The sequence below is a fragment of the Stenotrophomonas sp. YJH_SMC_21 genome, from assembly GCF_059369555.1.
On the sequence record NZ_JCAFSU010000006.1, the window covers coordinates 100,054 to 119,079 of the forward strand.

The window sequence follows — 19,026 nt, forward strand, 5'->3', positions numbered from 1 at the left end:
CCCATGGCCCGTTCCCCAAGTGAAACCCTCGACCTGCCGGTCCTGCCGCTGCGCGACGTAGTGGTGTTCCCGCACATGGTCATCCCGCTGTTCGTCGGCCGTGACAAGTCCATGCACGCGCTCGAACAGGCAATGGAGGCGGACAAGCGCATCCTGCTGCTGGCGCAGAAGTCGGCCGAAACCGACGACCCGCATGCGGCCGACCTCTACCAGGTCGGTACGCTGGCGCAGGTGCTGCAGCTGCTGAAGCTGCCCGACGGCACCATCAAGGTGCTGGTCGAAGGACTGTCGCGCGTACAGGTCACCCACGTCGACGAGCGCAACGGCTCGCTGCACGGCCAGGCGGTGGAGATCGAGGCCACTGACGAGCGCGAAGCGCGCGAGGTCGAGGCCATCGCCCGCTCGCTGATGTCGCTGTTCGAGCAGTACGTCAAGACCAACCGCAAGCTGCCGCCGGAGCTGTTGCAGACGTTGTCGGGCATCGATGAGCCGGCGCGCCTGGCCGACACCATCGCCGCGCACATCAGCGTGCGCCTGGCCGACAAGCAGCGCCTGCTGGAAACGCTGGCCGTGGGCGACCGCCTGGAAATGCTGGTCGGCCTGGTCGACGGCGAGATCGACGTGCAGCAGATGGAGAAGCGCATCCGCGGCCGCGTGAAGTCGCAGATGGAGAAGAGCCAGCGCGAGTACTACCTCAACGAACAGATGAAGGCCATCCAGAAGGAACTGGGTGACCTGGACGACGCACCGGGCGAGCTGGAAGAGCTGGCCCGCAAGATCGCCGAAGCCGGCATGCCGAAGGCCGTTGAAGCCAAGGCGCGCAACGAACTGAACAAGCTCAAGCAGATGTCGCCGATGTCGGCCGAAGCCGCGGTGGTGCGCAACTACCTGGAGTGGCTGCTGGGCGTGCCGTGGAAGAAGCGCAGCAAGGTGCGCAAGGACCTGAAGGCTGCGCAGGACACCCTCGACGCCGATCACTACGGCCTGGAGAAGGTCAAGGAACGCATCCTTGAATACCTGGCGGTACAGTCGCGCGTGAAGCAGATGAAGGGCCCGATCCTGTGCCTGGTCGGGCCGCCGGGCGTGGGCAAGACCTCGCTGGGCCAGTCCATCGCCAAGGCCACCAACCGCAAGTTCGTGCGCATGTCGCTGGGCGGCGTGCGCGACGAGGCCGAGATCCGTGGCCACCGTCGTACCTACGTCGGTTCGATGCCGGGCCGCATCGTGCAGAACCTCAACAAGGTCGGCAGCAAGAACCCGCTGTTCGTGCTCGACGAGATCGACAAGATGTCGATGGACTTCCGTGGCGATCCGTCTTCGGCGCTGCTGGAAGTGCTCGACCCGGAGCAGAACAACGCGTTCAACGACCATTACCTGGAAGTGGACCTGGACCTGTCCGAAGTGATGTTCGTGGCCACCTCGAACTCGCTCAACATTCCCGGCCCGCTGCTGGACCGCATGGAAGTGATCCGCATCCCCGGCTACACCGAGGATGAGAAGCTCAACATCGCCACCCGCTACCTGGTGCCCAAGCAGGTCAAGGCCAACGGCCTGCAGCCGGAAGAGCTGGAGATCGGCAGCGATGCCATCCAGGACATCGTGCGCTACTACACGCGCGAATCGGGCGTGCGCAACCTGGAACGCGAGATCGCCAAGATCTGCCGCAAGGTGGTGAAGGAGATCGCGCTGGCCGGCCCGCAGCCGGCCAAGGCGAAGAAGGGCGCGAAGAAGAAGGCGCTGGTGAGCGTGTCCAGCAAGAACCTGGACAAGTACCTGGGCGTGCGTCGCTTCGACTTCGGCCGTGCCGAGGAAGAGAACGAGATCGGCCTGGTCACCGGCCTGGCCTGGACCGAGGTGGGCGGCGATCTGCTGCAGATCGAATCGACGCTGGTGCCGGGCAAGGGCCAGCTGATCCTGACCGGCCAGCTCGGCAACGTGATGAAGGAATCGGCTTCAGCGGCGCTGTCGGTGGTGCGTTCGCGCGCGGTCGGCTTCGGCATCGACAGCGACTTCCTGCAGAAGCACGACGTGCACCTGCACGTGCCCGATGGCGCCACCCCGAAGGACGGCCCGAGCGCCGGTGCGGCAATGGTCACCTCGCTGGTGTCGATGCTGACCAGGGTGCCGGTGCGTGCCGATGTGGCGATGACCGGCGAGATCACCCTGCGTGGTCGCGTCACCGCCATCGGTGGCCTGAAGGAAAAGCTGCTGGCGGCACTGCGTGGCGGCATCCGCACGGTCATCATCCCGGAAGAGAACCGCAAGGACCTGGCCGACATTCCGGCCAACGTCACCCGCGATCTGAAGATCGTCCCGGTGAAGTACATCGAAGAGGTCCTGGACCTGGCGCTGGAGCGTCCGTTGGCACCGAAGAAGGCGCGCAAGAGTGCGCAGCGTGTCACGGTGCGCAGCAAGGCCAAACCGAGTGGAAGCGCGCGCGTCAAGCATTGACGCGCGCTGTCCAATGGCCCGAAACCCGCGTCATTGCTGGCTTTCCAGCTTGCGTGGGGGTAGGGCCACTGGTATAAAAGCAGCACTCGCGAATGAGTGATCGCTGTCAGCGATGACTGAATCGGCGAACCGTTTCCACATGGTGGCCGCATGCAGAAGGCATGCGGTTGCTTCCCTGTCGAATAAGCGGAACCCACCGCCAAAGGAGTTGTAGAGAATGAACAAGACCGAATTGATCGATGCCGTTGCTGAAGCTGCCGACCTGACCAAGGCCGAGTCCAGCCGCGCTGTCGATGCCGTCGTTGCTGCCATCACCAAGGCGCTGAAGGACGGCGATGCGGTCACCCTGGTTGGCTTCGGTACCTTCCAGGTCCGCGACCGTGCTGCACGCACCGGCCGCAACCCGAAGACCGGCGACACCATCAAGATCGCTGCTTCGAAGAATCCGTCGTTCAAGGCTGGCAAGGCCCTGAAGGATGCTGTAAACTAAGCGGCTCGCTGGGGTGCTTAGCTCAGCGGTAGAGCGTCTCCTTTACACGGAGAGGGTCGGGGGTTCGAAACCCTCAGCACCCACCACAGCACCGCGGTAAATGTTTGAGTGTGGAGCGGTAGTTCAGCTGGTTAGAATGCTGGCCTGTCACGCCGGAGGTCGCGGGTTCGAGTCCCGTCCGCTCCGCCATTCAACGAGGCCTCCGGCCAAAAGCTGGAGGCTTTGTTTTCTTCCCGGTCCAGGCCGGCTGGAAAGCAAAAAAAGCAACAATGCGGAGCGGTAGTTCAGCTGGTTAGAATGCTGGCCTGTCACGCCGGAGGTCGCGGGTTCGAGTCCCGTCCGCTCCGCCACTACATCGAGGCACCCGGCCTGAAGCCGGGGGCCTTGTCTTCTCCCCGGAAGGTTCGGGAAGAAGGCGAAAGGTTTTGCAAGAACGGAGCGGTAGTTCAGCTGGTTAGAATGCTGGCCTGTCACGCCGGAGGTCGCGGGTTCGAGTCCCGTCCGCTCCGCCATTGCAGAATTCTTAAGTCCCTGTGAAAAAACTTTGAAAAAAGTGTTCATCGGGCTGGGTTTCCAGGGAGTCTTCGGATATACTGGGCGCCTGCAAAGTTTCAGCGCGGAGCGGTAGTTCAGCTGGTTAGAATGCTGGCCTGTCACGCCGGAGGTCGCGGGTTCGAGTCCCGTCCGCTCCGCCAACTCTAAAAGCCCTCGGCGCAAGCCGGGGGCTTTTTCTTTGTGCCGTCGGAAGCGGTGCGCAGGCCACGCCGGTGCTGCTTTTGGTCCCTGCGACGAAGCGGGTTACACTGCCGGGCTCGCCAATCAGGCCTTGTGATTCCTCACCATGCTGCAGAAACTCCGCGACAAGACCTCAGGCTGGATCGTCACCGTGATCCTGGGGCTGCTGATGATTCCGTTCCTGTTCGTGATCGACAACAGCTACCTCGGTGGCGTTGGCGCACAGAACGTGGCCAAGGTTTCCGCGCCGCCGACCTGGTGGCGTTCGGCACCGTCGTGGTGGCCGGTGCGCATGCTGTGGCAGCACCATGAGATCAGCGCGCAGGATTTCCGCACCCGCTTCGAGCAGGAGCGCATGCGTGAGCGCCAGCAGCAGGGCGAGAACTTCGACCCGCGCGCGTTTGAAAGCACTGAAAACAAGCTGGCCGTGCTCGATCAGCTGATCGACGAACAGGTCGTGCGCCTGGTCGGCGAGCAGGCCGGTGTCGTGATCGGCGATGGCGCGGTGCGCGAGTACATCGCCACCATCCCGGCCTTCCTCGATTCGAACGGCAAGTTCAACGAGAACAACTACCGCCTGGCGCTTGCCGGTGGCAATCCGCCGCGCACGCCGACCCAGTTCCAGGAACTGGTGCGTGAGAGCCTGCAGCAGTCGGTGATCCCGTCGGGCCTGCAGAACTCGGGCTTCGTTACCCAGTCCGAGACCGAGCGCCTGCTGAAGCTGCTGGGCGAGACCCGCGATGTCGAACTCGCCGCATTGCCGGAAGTGCCGGCCGATACCGCGCCGGTGACCGACGCGCAGATCAAGCAGTGGTACGACAGCCATGGCAAGGACTTCCGCCAGGCCGAGAGCGTTTCGCTCGAGTACGTCGAGATCAATGGTGCGAACCTGCCGGCACCGACCGCCGCCGACGAAGCCACCCTGCGCAAGCGCTATGAAGACGAGAAGGCGAAGTTCACCACGCCGGAGCAGCGCCAGGCCTCGCATATCCTGATCACCGGCGACGGTGCCGAAGCCAAGGCGAACAAGATTGCCGCCGAAGCCAAGGCTGCCGGCGCCGACTTCGCTGCACTGGCCAAGGCCAACTCGGAAGACCCGGGTTCGAAGGGCCAGGGTGGTGACCTGGGTTGGGTCGAACGCGGCGCGATGGTCAAGCCGTTCGAAGATGCGCTGTTCGCTGCCAAGGCCGGTGACGTGATTGGTCCGGTCAAGACCGAGTTCGGCTATCACATCATCAAGGTTGCTGCGGTCCGTGGCGGCCAGGGCAAGTCCTTCGAGGAAGTGCGTGACACGCTGGCTGCCGAGCAGCTGAAGGCCGACGGCGAGCGCGGCTTCAACGAACTGGCCGGCCGTCTGGTCGACGCCATCAACAAGAGCCCGAGCGATCTGGCTGCTGCGGCCAAGGAAGTGAACCTGCCGCTGCAGACCCTGGGCCCGATCACCCGTGCCACCGCCAGTGGCATCGCCGCTGACCCGGCCGTGCTGCGTGCCGCGTTCTCCGACGTGCTGGTGCAGGACGGGACCGCCAGCGACCCGATCGCTCTGGGCGGCGCGACCAACCACAGTGTGGTCATCCGCGTGGCCGCGCACACCCCGGAACAGGCCATGCCGCTGGACAAGGCCCGCGAGCAGGTGATCGCCGCGATCCGTGCCGACCGCCAGCGCCAGGCCAGCGACAAGGCGGCCGATGCCGTGCTGGCCAAGCTGAAGGCGGGCGCCACCCTGCAGTCGCTGGCGGCCAGCGAGAAGCTGCAGCTGAGCCCGATGCCGGGCCTGCCGCGCAGCCAGCCGGTGCCGACCCCGGAAATCAACCGCGCGATCTTCAGTGCGCCGGTGCCGGCCGATGGCAAGCCGAGCTACGGCAAGGTCGACGTCAACGGCCACGCGCTGCTGTTCGCGGTGAACAAGGTGAACCCGGGCGACGTGAAGGAAGTGACCGCCGAGCAGCAGAAGCAGCTGAAGGACCAGCTGAGCCAGATCGATGGCATGGCTGCGGCCAAGGCCTACGTTGAGGCGATGCGCAAGAAGTTCGTGATCCAGACCACCGAAGCGAACCTGTAAGCCTCGCGGCGGGCAGGACGAGAAAGGCCCGGCATTGCCGGGCCTTTTTTGTTGGAGCGTTGCTGGAAATTGAACTGTAGAGCCGAGCCCACGCTCGGCTTGCCATGAATGCCGAGAAGTCGCAGGCAAGAAAAAAGCCGAGCATGGGCTCGGCTCTACATGGGGAGGCGCCTGGCCTGCGCGTCAGTCCTCGACGCGCAGTACCGCGCCAGGCTTCAGCACGCTGCTGCCGCTCAGGCCGTTCAGCGACAGCAGGGCCTTCACCGGCATGCCGTAGCGGCGGGCGATGGTCCAGGCCGACTCGCCATCACGCACGGTGTGGCGGCGGCTGCGCGGGCGGTCGGCGATCGCGGCGACGGTCCTGGTGGCCTGCGGCGCGGGTACAGCGGCCGCCACCGGTGCGGCGCTGGCGACCAGCGCGGTCGCTGCCTCCGTTACCGTCGCATTTGCGGCCGAGACCGGTGCCAGCACGCGGGTGGTGCCCGAGGGTCGGCCACCGGAGGCCAGGGCCGGGTTGAGGCGGGCGATCCTGGCCGGGTCCAGGGCGCGCTGTGCGGCCCACTGCTGCACGCTGGTGCCCGCAGGCAGGGTGTGGTCCTTCAGCACCGGCACGGTGCGGTCCAGCGAGGCCATCACGCCGGGCTGGTCTTCCACGTCTTCCAGCACGCACGCCAGGGCATGCAGCTTCTCGACGTAGGCATGGGTGACCGGCGACAGGCCGGGCAACGCCGAAGGCTTGGCGTTCTGCGCGTTCATGCCAGCCTTGCGCATGGACTGCAGCACGCGGTACTCGCCGGCGTTGTAGGCCATGGTGGCCAGGCGCCAGTCGCCGCCGAACATGCCGTGCAGGGTCTTCAGGTAACGCACTGCGGCCTGGGTGGAATCGACCGCCGACAGGCGGCCGTCATAGCCGTTGGCCATCGGCACGCGGTGGTTGCGCGCGGTGGTGGCGATGAACTGCCACAGGCCGGTCGGGCCGCTGCCGTTGCGGGCATTGGGCCGGTAGCCGCTTTCCACGAAGGGAATCAGCGCGAATTCGGTGGGCAGGTCGGCCTTGCGCAGCTCTTCGACCACGTAGCCGAACAGCACCAGCGCATCGTCATCCTGGTTGGCCAGGCGCGAGGGGGCGTGGGCGAACTGCTTCTGCCAGCGCGGGCTGGTGGCCTCGGCGTCGCAGCTGGGTTCGGCCAGGCCGTCGCGGAAGCTGGTGAAGATCTCCTGGCCATTGCGCACCGAGGCCGCTGGCAGCGCGGACGGGTCCAGCGGCAGGGCCGCGGCAGCGGTCAGGTTCTGGCTGATGCCGGCGCCCAGCGACTGTGCGCCCGCGGTTCCGGCCAGCCCCAGGGCAAGGCCCAGGGCCAGCGGCAGACTTCGGCGCATCATGCGCGGAAGCCGTCTTTCCAGTGCCGGAGACCGGCCATCACGTCGACGTCGTCAACGACGTCACGGCCCAGGTGTGCCGACACCGACGCACGGATCGGCGCCGCGTGCACACGCAGGAAGGGATTGCAGTCGAATTCGTTGGCCAGGGTTACCGGCAGGGTGGAACGGTCATCGCGGCGCATGGCCAAAGCCTCCTCTTGGCGCTGCCACAGGGCAGCGTTGGCGGGGTCGACATGCCGCGCGAAGACGGCATTTGACACGGTGTACTCGTGGGCGCAACAAAGCAGCAGTTGCGCGGGCAAGGTACCCAGCTTGCGCATCGATGCCAGCAGCTGGGACGGCGTACCTTCGAACAGACGTCCACAGCCCAGGCTGAACAACGAATCTCCACTGAAAAGATGTTCAGCAGTGTGAAACGCGATGTGGCTGCGGGTATGCCCGGGCACGGATAGTACGTGGAACGTCCGGCCCAGTGCCTGAACGCGTTCACCTTCGCCGACCCGCTCGGTCGCCGTGGGAATGCGCTCTTCGACAGGCGCGATCACCCGCGCATCGGGAAAACGCGCTTTCAGGGCAGGCACGCCACCGATGTGGTCGTCGTGGTGGTGGGTGAGCAGGATCGTATCCACGCGCAGGCCCTGATCGGCCAGCGCGAGCACCGGCGCGGCGTCGCCGGGGTCAACGACCACGGCGGCACCATCGTCGTCGATCAGCGTCCAGATGTAGTTATCCGCAAATGCGGGCAGGGCAGTCAGTCGCATAGAATTGGACCATGCCCGCGCTGCAGAGCACCCGTCAAGCGAGCCAGACCCCGTGGTTCGACAGTGAGCCAGCGGCGGCCCTGCGCGTTCTGGAACGGCAGTTGCTGCTTCCGCAGCTGTCGGTGCTGCCCGCGCAACCCTGGTTGTGGATCGCACCGAGTGCGGCCTGGCTGGAGGATGCGCAGCTGGGTGGGCGCGGCCTGCGCCTGTACCGGCAGGGGCCGGGCTATGACGGCGATACCCGCTGCGGGCTGCCCTTGCCCCTGGCCAACGAGAGCGTCAATGCGATCGTGCTGCAGCATGTCACCACAGGCGATGCCGACCAGCTGCTCGACGAGTGCGAGCGCGTACTGATGCCGGGCGGGCATTTGTGGCTGAGCAGCCTCAACCCGTTCAGCCCGTACCGCACGCACTGGCGGCAGCATGGGCTGGTGGTGCGTACGCCACAGCGGATCCGCCTGCTGCTCGGCCGCCATGGCCTGGAGTGCGACGATATGCGCTACCTCGGCCCGCTCTGGCGCGGTGCCGGCAGCCGTCGTGCGGGGGGCTGGGCGCCATTGCGCGCGGCCTGCCTGTTCCATGCGGAAAAACGCACGCTGGCCCTGCCCGGGCCGAAACCGTTGCCGGTGCGCTGGCACGGCACCGTTGCTACCTGATTCTGGAGCTGTATTGAAAACCATCGAAATCCACACCGACGGATCCTGCCTCGGCAATCCCGGCCCCGGCGGCTGGGCCGCGTTGCTGCGCTACAAGGGCCACGAGCGCGAGCTCAGTGGCGGTGAGGCGCACACCACCAACAACCGGATGGAGCTGATGGCGGCCATTTCCGGGCTGGAGACGCTGACCGAGCCGTGCAACATCGTGCTCTACACCGACTCGCAGTACGTGCGGCAGGGCCTGACCCAGTGGATGCCCGGCTGGATCCGCAAGAACTGGAAGACTGCCGGCGGTGATCCGGTGAAGAACCGCGAGCTGTGGGAGCGCCTGCACGCGGCCACGCTGCGGCACCAGATCGACTGGCGCTGGGTGAAGGGGCACTCCGGCGACCCGGACAATGAGCGGGTGGATACCCTGGCCCGCAACGCGGCGATCCAGGTCCGCGACTCCAGCCCGGTAAACTGAGCCCATGCGTCAGATCATCCTCGATACCGAAACCACCGGCCTGGAGTGGAAGAAGGGCAACCGCATCGTCGAAATCGGCTGCGTGGAGCTGTTCAAGCGCCGCCCGACCGGCAACAACTACCACCAGTACATCAAGCCGGACTGCGAGTTCGAACAGGGCGCGCAGGAAGTCACCGGCCTGACCCTGGAGTTCCTCGATGACAAGCCTGAATTCGCGCAGATTGCCGATGAGTTCCTGGCGTTCATCGATGGCGCCGAGCTGATCATCCACAACGCGGCGTTCGACCTCGGCTTCCTCGACAACGAGTTGTCGCTGCTGGGGCCGCAGTACGGAAAGATCGCCGACCGCTGTACGGTGATCGATACCCTCGCGATGGCGCGCGAGCGCTTCCCGGGCCAGCGCAACTCGCTGGATGCGCTGTGCAAGCGGCTGGGCGTGGACAATTCGCACCGTGCGCTGCACGGCGGCCTGCTCGATGCGCAGATCCTTGGCGATGTCTATATCGCACTGACCTCGGGCCAGGAAGAGATCGGCTTCGGCCTGGGCGATGACGACGGCGGCGGTGCCGGCGCGGCGTTGCAGGCTTTCGATACCAGCAAGCTGCTGCCGCGTCCGCGCGTGGTGGCTACGCCGTCGGAATTGGAAGCGCACGCTGCGCGGCTGGAACGGCTGCGCAAGAAGGCCGGCCACGCACTGTGGGATGGCCCGAAGGTGGAAGAGCCCGCCAGCGCGTAATACATCGAGGTAGTGCCGGCCGCTGGCCGGCATCGTCCTGATACGAGGTTCCCCGGGTGAGCCGGCCAGCGGCCGGCACTACCGCCTCCACGCACGGCGTGGCTCTACCGGTTAATGGCAGCGCACCAGGATCACGCTGATGTTGTCGCGGCCACCGCCGTCGAGTGCGGCGGCGACCAGCGTATCCACGCATTCCTGCGCGCTGGCATCTTCGAATGCCAGGGTGCGGGCGATGCCGCGGTCATCCACTTCCTCGGTGAGACCGTCACTGCACAGCAGCAGCTGCATGCCCGGGCGCAGCTCACCGCTGGTCGTAGCCACGTTCAGGTGGGCCGGATCAGTCACGCCCAGTGCCTGGGTGACCACGTTGCGGTGCGGATGCGCGCGGGCCTGCTCGGCGGTCAGGTTGCCCTGTGCGACCAGTTCCTGCACCACGCTGTGGTCCTGGCTGAGCTGCGCCAGCTGGCCGTCGCGCCACAGGTAGGCGCGGCTGTCGCCGACCCAGGCCACTTCATAGCGGTTGCCCTGCACACGCGCGGCGACCACGGTGGTGCCCATCGGCAACGTGTCGTTGCGCCGGCGCGAGGCGCGGATGATCTCTTCGTCGGCAGTGCGGATGGCTTGTGCCAGCGGTGCGCCGCGGCGGATTTCGCGCACGATGGTTTCGCGCGCCAGTGCACTGGCCACTTCGCCGCAGGCATGCCCGCCCATGCCGTCGGCCACCAGCCACAGGGCCAGCTCGCTGTCACCGTAGTAGGTGTCCTCGTTGAGCTCGCGGCGCATGCCGGGGTGGGTGAGGTGTCCGAATTCGATCATGGTGGGCAGGGCGGGGTATTGCCGGGGGAGACAGGCATCATCGGGTGGCCGCAGGCATCCGGCAAGGCATGCGTCCAGGAAATTTTCACTTCGTTGGCCGGAATCACTTGTCGTCGGCCTCACTTCCTCGTATGATGCGCGTCCCCGGTCCGCCGGGGACCACCCGGAGAGGTGGCAGAGTGGTTGAATGTACCTGACTCGAAATCAGGCAGGCGTTTATAGCGCCTCGGGGGTTCGAATCCCCCCCTCTCCGCCAGATAAAAGAAAAGGGCTGCCGAAAGGCAGCCCTTTTCTTTTATCTGGCGCGGGACACGACGCGCGTTTCGCGCGTCGCCCCACACGTTGCGTGGCAACGCGTGGGCCCCTCCCCTTGCCTGCCTCTCCCCGCCCCTGTCGGGGCAGCCCCTCAACAGAGGGGCTTGTTCCACCCGACGATTCCATGTCACGCCTGTGGGCAATCCACGCGTGGCGTGGATCTACCGGGAAGGCCATCCATGCGTGGCGTGGGAGGGACGGCCATCCACATGGGGTGTGGATTCACGCACGGCGTGGAAGGCAAGGTCATTCGCACAGGGCGGGGACCGATGCCCTGTGCGAATGGCGTGTGCTCAGAACGTGTAGCCCAGCCCCAGCTGTATGCCGTTCTGGGTCTGGCCGTCGCGCCGTTCGCCCACGTAATCAACCATCACCGACAGGCGCTTGCTGGCACGGCTGGTCACGCCCAGGTTCCAGGCCAGGACCTGCTCACCGACGGGCTGGCTGCTGGCACTGAACAGCAGGTCCGGGGCGGCGGCGAAGCCGTTGCTGTAGCGGGCCTGGGTATCGCCCAGCTCCTTCTGCCAGACCACGCGGGCACGGGGGGTGATGCGCTCGCCGTTGTTGCCGTCGAAGGTCTTGAACAACTGCAGGCCAGCGCCCACCCGGATGCTCTCCAGGCTGCCACTGCGGCCGACCAGTGCGGCCGCGTCCTGGCCTTCATTGAACCGCGTGGCCGAGGTGCGCGTGTAGTCGATCACCGGCAGCAGCGGCTGGATCACCACGCCGTTGCCGGTGGTGAACGAGAACGCATGCTCCACGCGTGCGGAAATCGCGTCGTTGCTGTACTTCGCACGTAGCGGTCCCTGCAGGCCTTCAATGCCCTCGATGCTGCGACGGGTGTCGTGGCGAAGATCGGTGTAGCGGACGGCGGCGGACAGGTAGCCGCGCGAATAGAGCGCGTCCACGTAGCCGCCGATATCCAGCGCGCGGACATCACCGCTGAATCCTGCACCTTCGCTGGACCGGGTCGACATGTCGGCCGCGGCAAGGCTCACGCCCAGTGTCACACGGTCGTCTGCCAGGCGGGTATCGGCACCAAGCGCGATGCCGCCGATGGTGTGGCTCAGGCCGGCGACGCCACCGTCAGCGTCGATCCGGCCGTGGCTGCCGAACCCCCGCGCCCAGAAGCTGCGGTTGCGTCCGGCGTCGCCCGCATCACTGCCCGCATCTGCCGGTGCGACCAGGTGCATCGCCAGCTGGTTGAACAGGCGATTGCCGGTCATCGCCGATTGCGTCGAGGCCGCCTGCGCGGCCTGTGCCGCCAGGCCATCGGCATCGCCACCGCTGCGCGAAGCGGCCTGATGCTGCTGCACGACATTGCCGATGCTGCCGATCAATGCGTTGTCGGCCAGGCGCAGGCTGGCATGCGCGTCACCGCGCAGCGATCCCGCCTGGCGCGTGATGTCATCGCGGTCAGCAAACTGCAGGGCGCCGAGCAGTCCGCTCATCGACGGCGTGCGTTGTGCGGCCGCCTGCTGCAGCGCAATGCCCAGGCCGTCGCCGGATTGCGCATTGCCGAACAGCCGGGTGTCGTCGAAGGAGGGATTGGCGGTCAACCAGATGCCGCTGCCGGTCTGGTTGACCGCGAAGCTGAGCAGTGAATTGTGGCGGGGGCGGAATACCGCGCCGGGCGCGGTGAGGTCCACCGCGCTGCCGGCCTCGCCACTACGCTCGACGTACTGGAAGCGCCCTTCGATGAAGTCCGACACCGGCGCTGCGCGGGTCAGGGTGTCGGGCGTAGCGGTGCGGCACCACAGGCCAGCGTACTCACCGTTCGACGGGCCGCAGGGGGCGACGGGCAGCTGCAGGGCGCTGGCATCCACCTGGGTCCCGACCAGGTGGTTCTGCTGCCCGGCCGGGAAGAACGCCTGCTTGACGTCCAGTGTCAGCCTGGCGCTGGGGGCAATGCTCAGCACGGCGCGGTTGATGTTGCCGAACAGGTTGTAGTCACCCGCCTGCGGGTCTTCATCGACCAGGAAGTAGCGGGCTTCTTCCAGCGTGAGTGCCGGCGCGGTGCGCTGGCTGTCGACCTGGAAGGCCAGGTTCGCGCCGTCCTTGAGGTTGATGTAGCGGCCCTTGCCGATCCGGAAGCGCTCGCTGGTGAACACGTCGTCGCCACCGGGTGCGAGTGCTTCCAGCGAGTAGGGGCGCATGACGATGCCGGACGGTGCGAGCGTGCCGCCGTCGTTGATGTCGATCGTGGCGTTCAATGAGCCGTTGCCGGTCAGCACGCCGCCGCGTTCGATCACGGTCAGGCTGCGCAGTGCGCCCTGCTGCAGTTCGATGCGTCCGCCATTGCGGGCGCCGATGGCTTCGGCGTGGTGGATCCAGCCATTCTGCTGCAGGCGCAGCGTGCCACCATCGGCCACTACATACTGCGCGGCTGAGGCGGAATCCAGCGACCAGACGCCGCCCTTGCCGATGCGGATCACGCCGAAGGCGTCGTCCAGCCGGATGTCCGGGGCCGATTGCTGGAAGTAGCGCAGGTTGGCCAGTGCATTGGTGTAACGGCCGCGCACGGCCAGGTTCGGATTGAGGTCTCCGCTCACGTCCTTGTCGATGGAGAGCACGTCGCCGGGCTGGACGTAACCGGCTTCGGTAACGACGCGATCACTGTAGAAGGTGACACCGGGATACGCGGTGCAGTTGCCTGCCGCGCTCTGGTCGCGGGTCGGGCAGAAGCGCGTGGCCACGGCCGCCACGTTCGGGTCGAAGTAGCGCAGGAAGCCCGACTGCTGGGTCAGTTCATAGTGCGCCTGGACGATGCGCGCTTCGATGACCGCGAAGTCGGTCGGGCCGAACATGTCCCGGTAGTACTTGATGTACTTGTCCTGCCCCGGGTACGGGGTAGGGCCGTTCGGGCCGGATTCGCCATGGATGCCCAGCACCGTCTCCGTGTAGTTGCCGTGCGCTGGCAGCAGGCCGAACTGCGTGACCTTGCGCTTCACGCCGGCAACGAAGGCGTCGGCGCAGGCCGAGTAGCAGCCGCCGTCCAGCACGGTATCCAGCCCATGCTGGCGGATGATGGCGCCCATGCCCACGCCACCGGAGGCGGCCCCGCCCGGCGAGTTGCGGAACACCACCTGGCGCAGCGGCGTACCACGGGCCTGCGCGGCCAGGATGTAGGCCTCCAGCGTCTGCGGATCGGTCGCCAGCACGTTGCCGGTGTAGTAGAGCGTGTCTCCATTCACATGGAAGGCACTGGCATGGGCCTGCGGCGCGGCAGCGATGCCGAGAAGTGCAACAAGGGCACTGCCGAGGACGGTGGCGCGACGGGTGGGGAGGGCGGGATATCGATGCATGCGGAGTTCCACGGAAAGGAGTGAAGTGCGGTTGCCGCCCCTTTTTCGCTGCATGAACACGCTGATGCGGCGTGGTTTCAACACGTTGCAGCCTGGGCAGGGCGGGTCGCGCGCGCTCGGCCGTTGGACTGGCCGGGCGAGGAGGGCGACAGGCCGCCTCTCCAGACCGCTAACGCAGCTGCGGGGGGATCTCCCCCAGTCATCGCGCTCGGCTGACCCTGCAGGCGACGGGGCGCAGCGTTTGCGCCGCGCGGGTTACCATGTATGCATCACCTGCTGGAGCCTTCCCCCATGAGCGCTGAAATCCTTGTCCCCGTGTCCTTCGGCGAGCTGCTGGACAAGATCTCGATCCTGCAGATCAAGTCCGAGCGCATCAGCGACGAGGGCAAGCTGGCCAACGTGCGCAGGGAGCTGTCGGCGCTGGAGCAGACCTGGATGGCGCACCCGGCGGCGGTGAAGGACATCGCCAAGCTGCGTGCCGAGCTGAAGGCGGTCAACGAGCAGCTGTGGGACATCGAGGACGACATCCGCCTGAAGGAAAAGGCGCAGGCGTTCGACCAGGGCTTCGTCGACCTGGCGCGCAGCGTCTACCTGCGCAACGACGAGCGTGCGCGCATCAAGAAGGCGATCAACCTGGCGCTGGGCTCGGCGTACGTGGAAGAGAAGTCCTACCAGGATTACGCGCAGCGCGCGTAATCCCGGCGGCCAAAAGGGGGAGGTCCACGCCACGCGTGGATGAAACCGCAGGGCGCAGGCCAACGTTCGGCCGGCCAATCACCCCAGATGATCGGCCACGTAGCGCTCGAAAGCCGCAATGCCGTCTTCGACAGTGATCAGTTCCATCACATCGTCGAACTCGATCTTGGTGCCCCATTTCAGATCGGCGGCCTGCTTGGCCAGGTACTTGCGCGCGGCATCGTCGTAGCGGTCCACGCAGTAGCGGCGGTCCGAGTACGGGCCGCTGCGGTTCGGGTTGCTGGCCGCATGCAGGCCCAGCACCTTGGCACCCATCGCGTTGGCAATGTGCATCGGGCCCGAGTCCGGGGTCATCACCAGGTTGGCGCGGGCCAGCAGGGCCGGCAGCTGCTTGAGCGTGTCCTTGCCGACCAGGTCCAGTGCGGGAGTCTGCAGCTGCGCCTGGATGGCATCGGCCATGCTGCGCTCCAGTTCGCTGCGGCCACCGCACAGCACCACCTGCCAACCACGCTGCGCGGCGTGGTTGGCCACGGCTGCATAGCGGTCTGCATACCAGTTGCGGCGCACGTGGCTGGAACAGGGCGAGATCATCAGCACCGGGCGCCCATCGTCCTGCCATTGCGCAGCGGCCCAGTCATATGCGGACTGGGGCACGGCTAGGTCCCAGCTGACCTCGGTCTGGCGCAGGCCCAGCGGCTCGCAGAAGCTGCCGATGGCATCCAGCACATGGACGCCGGGGCGGTCGGGAATGCGCTCGTTGATGAAGAGCCCGTGCAGGTCCTTGGAACGGCTGCGGTCGTAGCCGATGCGTCGCTCGGCGGGAATGAACGCCGACAGCAGGTTGGCGCGGAACGCCACCTGCATCTGCAGCAGCGCTTCAAAACGCCCCGGTGGCAGCTGTTTGCGCAGCTCCTTGACCCCTGCCATGCCGCTCTTCTTGTCGTAGGCGTGGAAGGTGACGCCGGGCAGGCCATCGAGCAGTTTGTGGCCGACCTTGTCGATGATCCAGTGGATCGGCGTGTCCGGGCGCGCAGCCTGCAGGGTGCGCACCAGGGGCACCACGTGGGTGACATCGCCGAGTGCGGACAGGCGCAGGAGGCACAAGGAGGAGGACGCTGATGCCATGTGTTGTTAGACTCAATGAAATGGTCGCATTCGACGCCAATGAAGCGCTGACGCCATGCCGCGAGGGTCGCGGCATCGGGGCCATTCTGTTCGACCGCGAGCGGCTGCGGCAAGCCGAGGTTGGCCTGTTCTCGCCCCAGCACTGGGGAAGCAAGGCCCGGCCGGTCGGCGAGGGCGGCCGCGGCAGCGCCTGGTTCATCGATGCGCCGTTCGGCGCCAGCGTGCTGCGCCACTACCTGCGCGGCGGCCTGGCAGCGAAGATCAGCCATGACCAGTACCTCTGGCGTGGCTCGGACCGGACCCGGAGCTTTGCCGAATTCCGCCTGATGCGCGCCCTGCGCGAGAAGAAGCTGCCGGTGCCCCGGCCGATCGCCGCGTACTACATGCGCGAAGGCCTGCGCTACCGGGCGGCAATCCTGATGGAGCGGATCGAGGGCGTGCGCTCGCTGGCCGACCGTGCGCTGGTCGCCGGACGGGGCGCGCCCTGGGAAGAGACCGGGCGGCTGATCGCCCGCTTTCACCGTGCCGGCCTGGACCATGCCGACCTCAACGCGCACAACATCCTGTTCGATGGCAACGGCCATGGCTGGCTGATCGACTTCGACCGCGGGGTGATCCGCATTCCGGCCACCGCCTGGCGCGAACGCAACCTCAAGCGCCTGCTGCGCTCGCTGATCAAGCTGCGCGGCGAGCGCAGCGTGGAGGACGTGCAGAAGGACTACGCGCGGCTGAGGCGCGCCTATGACATGGCCTGGAACCGGGGCACCTGATGGGCTGGTCGTTGCGTTTCCTCGGCGTCGGCAACGCCTCGGCGGTCGAGCTGGGGTCGCCGATGTCGGTGATCGAGCGGGACGGGCGGCCATGGCTGACGATCGACTGCGGCGGCGAAGGCCTGACCGCGTTCAAGGCGCACTACGGGCACATGCCGCAGGCACTGTTCGTCACCCATGTGCACCTGGATCACGTGGCCGGTTTCGAGCGGCTGTTCGTCGATACCTTCTTCAGCACGCAGCGCCGCGGCAAGGTGCGCCTGTATGTGCCTGCCACCGTGGTGCCGCTGCTGCACAAGCGCATCGGTGACTACCCGAACGTGCTGGCCGAGGGCGGTGCCAACTTCTGGGATGCGTTCCAGTTGATCGTGGTGGGCGAGGCGTTCTGGCACGAGGGCGTGCGCCTGGAAGTATTCCCGGTACGCCACCACTGGCCGGAGACGGCCTACGGCCTGCGCCTGCAGGGCGCGCTGACCTGGAGTGGTGATACCCGGCCGATTCCGGAGATGCTGGCCCGCTTCGCCAATGACAACGAACTGATCGCCCACGACTGCGGCCTGCACGGCAATCCGTCGCATACCGGTGTGGACGACCTGGAGCGCGAGTACAGCGCGGAACTGCAGGCGCGGATGATGCTCTACCACTACGCCAGCGTGGCTGATGGTGTGGCGCTGGCCGCGCGCGGCCACCGCGTGGCGCAGCCGGGGCAGTGCGTGCCGCTGGCAACCCCGACTGCACCGCACGTGCTGGCGCAGGATCCGCCGTGAGCGGTGCCGGCCTGCCCGCCGACGCGGCGCTGGCCGCCGGACTGGAGGTGCTGGAGCGCGCGCTGCATGCGCCTGCGGTGCGGGCCGATCCTGAGCGCCTTGACGCATTGCTGGACGAGGATTTCAGCGAGATCGGCAGTTCCGGGCAATGCTACGGCCGTGATGCAGCCTTGCAGGAGATCCCGTTGGAGCGCGCGCAGGTGCTGATCGAATCGGAACAGTACGCGGTGTGGTTGTTGGCCGACGGTCTGGCCCAGGTGCGTTATCGCAGCCGCCATTACCTCGACGGCCAGCCGCAAGGCTGGGTGCTGCGCAGCTCGCTGTGGCGCCGGCACGGGGATGGATGGCGCATGCTGTTCCACCAGGGCACGCCCGAGGCACGGTAGGACCGGGCCATGTCCGGCGAAGGGCGCCAACCAGGGGTGGCACCTGCCAGGGGCGGGGCGTCGCCGGAAAAGGCGATGGCCCCGCCGGCTGACCTCGGCGCCCGCGTCGATCGATACCGTTGCTGCCTTCCGGCCCTGGCGGGGTTTTCGACCTAGCGTCGCGAGGGGCCGACGGGGCCACCATAGAGACGTCGGCCGCCCGGAGGGCAGCCAGTTCACGGACCAGGGGAAGCAGCGCGCGATGCGCCAGAGACCACAGCCGGACTGCGCATCGGCTGGCCGATGGCAGACGCGTAGTCTAGCGCAGGCAGGTGCATCGACGCCAGCTTCACGCGCTGAATCCGCTGTAACCCGTTCCCGCCCGTGGCGGCCCGGGCCACCCGCCGTTGCTAGAATGCCGGCCAGGAGGAACGGCCTCCCCCACATCGGGAATCAAAGACCAGGACGGCCTGGCCCTACCAAGAGGAGGGCCGTCATGGCCTGGATCTATCTGTTGTTCGCCGGCCTGCTGGAAATCGTCTGGGCCGTGTCCATGAAGCAGTCCGAAGGCTTCACCAAGCTCACCCCCACCGTGGTCACGATCGTCGGCATGATCGCCAGCTTCTGGTTGCTGGCGGTGGCCATGCGCAGCCTGCCGCTGGGCACCGCCTATACGATCTGGACCGGCATCGGCGCGGTCGGTGCGTTCGTGGTTGGCATCGTGTTCCTCGGCGAGCAGGTCAGCCCGATGCGGATCGGTGCAGCGGTGCTGATCGTTTCCGGCCTGGTGCTGATGAAACTCTCGAGCAGCTGAATGATTTACTTATGGCGGGGAAAGGAATCTCCGCTTCCAGCAGGTATATGCATTTTCGGCAAGACCATTTTGTCCGCCCGTTTTATTTGACGTACGTCATGAAAATAACGAGCGTGATTCACATGCCGCTGGCACCGACGGTCGCACAGTGCCGCCATTCGTCGGGCGAAACCGGGGAGTTTTCGCCTTGAGGGACACGCTGTCGTACCTGTCACCGGGTGCGACGGCGTGAAGATGTGAAGATTTTCAGGAGTTAATGCCTTCAAGCCTTGTTTCCGTATCGGGAGCCGGGGTGGGCCGCATTGTCTCCAAA

The 19,026-nt window shown here is 66.4% G+C and carries 16 protein-coding genes, 6 tRNA genes and 1 other RNA gene; 17 read left to right on the forward strand and 6 right to left on the reverse strand.

Annotation, left to right across the window (positions count from 1 at the left end):
* The first annotated feature begins 3 nt into the window (after positions 1-3).
* The 8 genes from lon (at position 4) to AC5P67_RS10735 (ending at position 5,738) form a co-directional block, all read left to right on the forward strand.
* Positions 4-2,451: an endopeptidase La gene (gene lon / locus AC5P67_RS10700; protein ID WP_049449901.1), complete on the forward strand. Its 2,448-nt coding sequence runs from the start codon at positions 4-6 to the stop codon at positions 2,449-2,451.
* Between the two features lie 217 nt (positions 2,452-2,668).
* Positions 2,669-2,941 (forward strand): HU family DNA-binding protein, encoded by a 273-nt coding sequence (locus AC5P67_RS10705; protein WP_005408270.1) that lies wholly within the window; start codon positions 2,669-2,671, stop codon positions 2,939-2,941.
* A gap of 11 nt (positions 2,942-2,952) precedes the next feature.
* Positions 2,953-3,027: transfer RNA gene (locus tag AC5P67_RS10710), tRNA-Val, on the forward strand.
* Between the two features lie 26 nt (positions 3,028-3,053).
* Positions 3,054-3,130: transfer RNA gene (locus AC5P67_RS10715), tRNA-Asp, on the forward strand.
* Positions 3,131-3,214: 84 nt separating this feature from the next.
* Positions 3,215-3,291, forward strand: a tRNA-Asp gene (locus AC5P67_RS10720).
* An 85-nt stretch (positions 3,292-3,376) separates the two neighbouring features.
* A tRNA-Asp gene (locus AC5P67_RS10725) sits at positions 3,377-3,453 on the forward strand.
* Between the two features lie 106 nt (positions 3,454-3,559).
* A tRNA-Asp gene (locus AC5P67_RS10730) sits at positions 3,560-3,636 on the forward strand.
* Positions 3,637-3,782: 146 nt separating this feature from the next.
* Entirely contained in the window at positions 3,783-5,738 is a 1,956-nt protein-coding gene (locus AC5P67_RS10735; protein ID WP_414487327.1) for a peptidyl-prolyl cis-trans isomerase, read from the forward strand.
* 183 nt (positions 5,739-5,921) lie between these two features.
* Here AC5P67_RS10735 and AC5P67_RS10740 read toward each other — a convergent pair whose 3' ends face one another.
* The gene (locus tag AC5P67_RS10740; protein WP_111189437.1) at positions 5,922-7,121 is read right to left on the reverse strand and encodes a lytic transglycosylase domain-containing protein; all 1,200 of its coding nucleotides are present in this window, start codon (positions 7,119-7,121) and stop codon (positions 5,922-5,924) included.
* A complete protein-coding gene (gloB, locus tag AC5P67_RS10745; RefSeq protein ID WP_106550100.1) occupies positions 7,118-7,882 on the reverse strand; it encodes a hydroxyacylglutathione hydrolase in 765 nt (254 codons plus the stop codon). Before gloB ends, AC5P67_RS10740 begins: the two co-directional genes overlap by 4 nt.
* Before the next feature lie 11 nt (positions 7,883-7,893).
* Here gloB and AC5P67_RS10750 point away from each other — a divergent pair, with 11 nt between their 5' ends.
* From AC5P67_RS10750 to dnaQ, 3 genes are read left to right on the forward strand one after another with little or no spacing between them, the layout of a single operon-like run.
* Positions 7,894-8,538: a class I SAM-dependent methyltransferase gene (locus AC5P67_RS10750; RefSeq protein ID WP_106550101.1), complete on the forward strand. Its 645-nt coding sequence runs from the start codon at positions 7,894-7,896 to the stop codon at positions 8,536-8,538.
* Positions 8,539-8,551: 13 nt separating this feature from the next.
* On the forward strand, positions 8,552-9,004 hold the full coding sequence (gene rnhA / locus AC5P67_RS10755; protein WP_004154603.1) for a ribonuclease HI: 453 nt from the start codon (positions 8,552-8,554) through the stop codon (positions 9,002-9,004).
* A 4-nt stretch (positions 9,005-9,008) separates the two neighbouring features.
* Positions 9,009-9,740, forward strand: coding sequence for a DNA polymerase III subunit epsilon (dnaQ, locus tag AC5P67_RS10760; RefSeq protein ID WP_005408276.1), 732 nt, complete (start codon positions 9,009-9,011; stop codon positions 9,738-9,740).
* A 111-nt stretch (positions 9,741-9,851) separates the two neighbouring features.
* Here the strand turns inward: dnaQ and AC5P67_RS10765 are convergent, their stop codons facing one another.
* On the reverse strand, positions 9,852-10,556 hold the full coding sequence (locus AC5P67_RS10765) for a PP2C family protein-serine/threonine phosphatase (protein WP_005408277.1): 705 nt from the start codon (positions 10,554-10,556) through the stop codon (positions 9,852-9,854).
* Between the two features lie 165 nt (positions 10,557-10,721).
* Between AC5P67_RS10765 and AC5P67_RS10770 the strand changes: the two genes are divergently transcribed.
* Positions 10,722-10,812, forward strand: a tRNA-Ser gene (locus AC5P67_RS10770).
* Between the two features lie 352 nt (positions 10,813-11,164).
* On the opposite strand, the gene AC5P67_RS10775 is transcribed toward AC5P67_RS10770, so the two are convergent.
* Positions 11,165-14,176 carry an autotransporter outer membrane beta-barrel domain-containing protein gene (locus AC5P67_RS10775; RefSeq protein ID WP_099474419.1) on the reverse strand — a complete coding sequence of 1,004 codons (3,012 nt, stop codon included), beginning with the start codon at positions 14,174-14,176 and terminating at the stop codon, positions 11,165-11,167.
* 291 nt (positions 14,177-14,467) lie between these two features.
* On the opposite strand from AC5P67_RS10775, the gene AC5P67_RS10780 reads away from it, so the two are divergent.
* A complete protein-coding gene (locus tag AC5P67_RS10780; protein WP_005408281.1) occupies positions 14,468-14,872 on the forward strand; it encodes a DUF6165 family protein in 405 nt (134 codons plus the stop codon).
* Positions 14,873-14,950: 78 nt separating this feature from the next.
* Here AC5P67_RS10780 and AC5P67_RS10785 read toward each other — a convergent pair whose 3' ends face one another.
* On the reverse strand, positions 14,951-15,997 hold the full coding sequence (locus AC5P67_RS10785; protein WP_495214674.1) for a glycosyltransferase family 9 protein: 1,047 nt from the start codon (positions 15,995-15,997) through the stop codon (positions 14,951-14,953).
* Between the two features lie 20 nt (positions 15,998-16,017).
* Here AC5P67_RS10785 and AC5P67_RS10790 point away from each other — a divergent pair, with 20 nt between their 5' ends.
* Genes AC5P67_RS10790 through AC5P67_RS10800 form a run of 3 tightly spaced genes read left to right on the forward strand, consistent with a single transcriptional unit; the run spans position 16,018 to position 17,920 of the window.
* On the forward strand, positions 16,018-16,767 hold the full coding sequence (locus tag AC5P67_RS10790; RefSeq protein ID WP_012479275.1) for a 3-deoxy-D-manno-octulosonic acid kinase: 750 nt from the start codon (positions 16,018-16,020) through the stop codon (positions 16,765-16,767).
* Entirely contained in the window at positions 16,767-17,534 is a 768-nt protein-coding gene (locus AC5P67_RS10795) for an MBL fold metallo-hydrolase (RefSeq protein WP_005408284.1), read from the forward strand. The genes AC5P67_RS10790 and AC5P67_RS10795 overlap by 1 nt, the downstream gene beginning before the upstream one ends.
* Complete coding sequence (locus AC5P67_RS10800) at positions 17,531-17,920, forward strand: nuclear transport factor 2 family protein (RefSeq protein WP_012479276.1); 390 nt, start codon at positions 17,531-17,533, stop codon at positions 17,918-17,920. The genes AC5P67_RS10795 and AC5P67_RS10800 overlap by 4 nt, the downstream gene beginning before the upstream one ends.
* Before the next feature lie 78 nt (positions 17,921-17,998).
* On the opposite strand, the gene ffs is transcribed toward AC5P67_RS10800, so the two are convergent.
* Positions 17,999-18,095: signal recognition particle sRNA small type (gene ffs, locus AC5P67_RS10805), an RNA gene on the reverse strand.
* A gap of 300 nt (positions 18,096-18,395) precedes the next feature.
* On the opposite strand from ffs, the gene AC5P67_RS10810 reads away from it, so the two are divergent.
* Complete coding sequence (locus tag AC5P67_RS10810) at positions 18,396-18,713, forward strand: DMT family transporter (RefSeq protein ID WP_005408286.1); 318 nt, start codon at positions 18,396-18,398, stop codon at positions 18,711-18,713.
* Positions 18,714-19,026 lie beyond the last annotated feature (313 nt).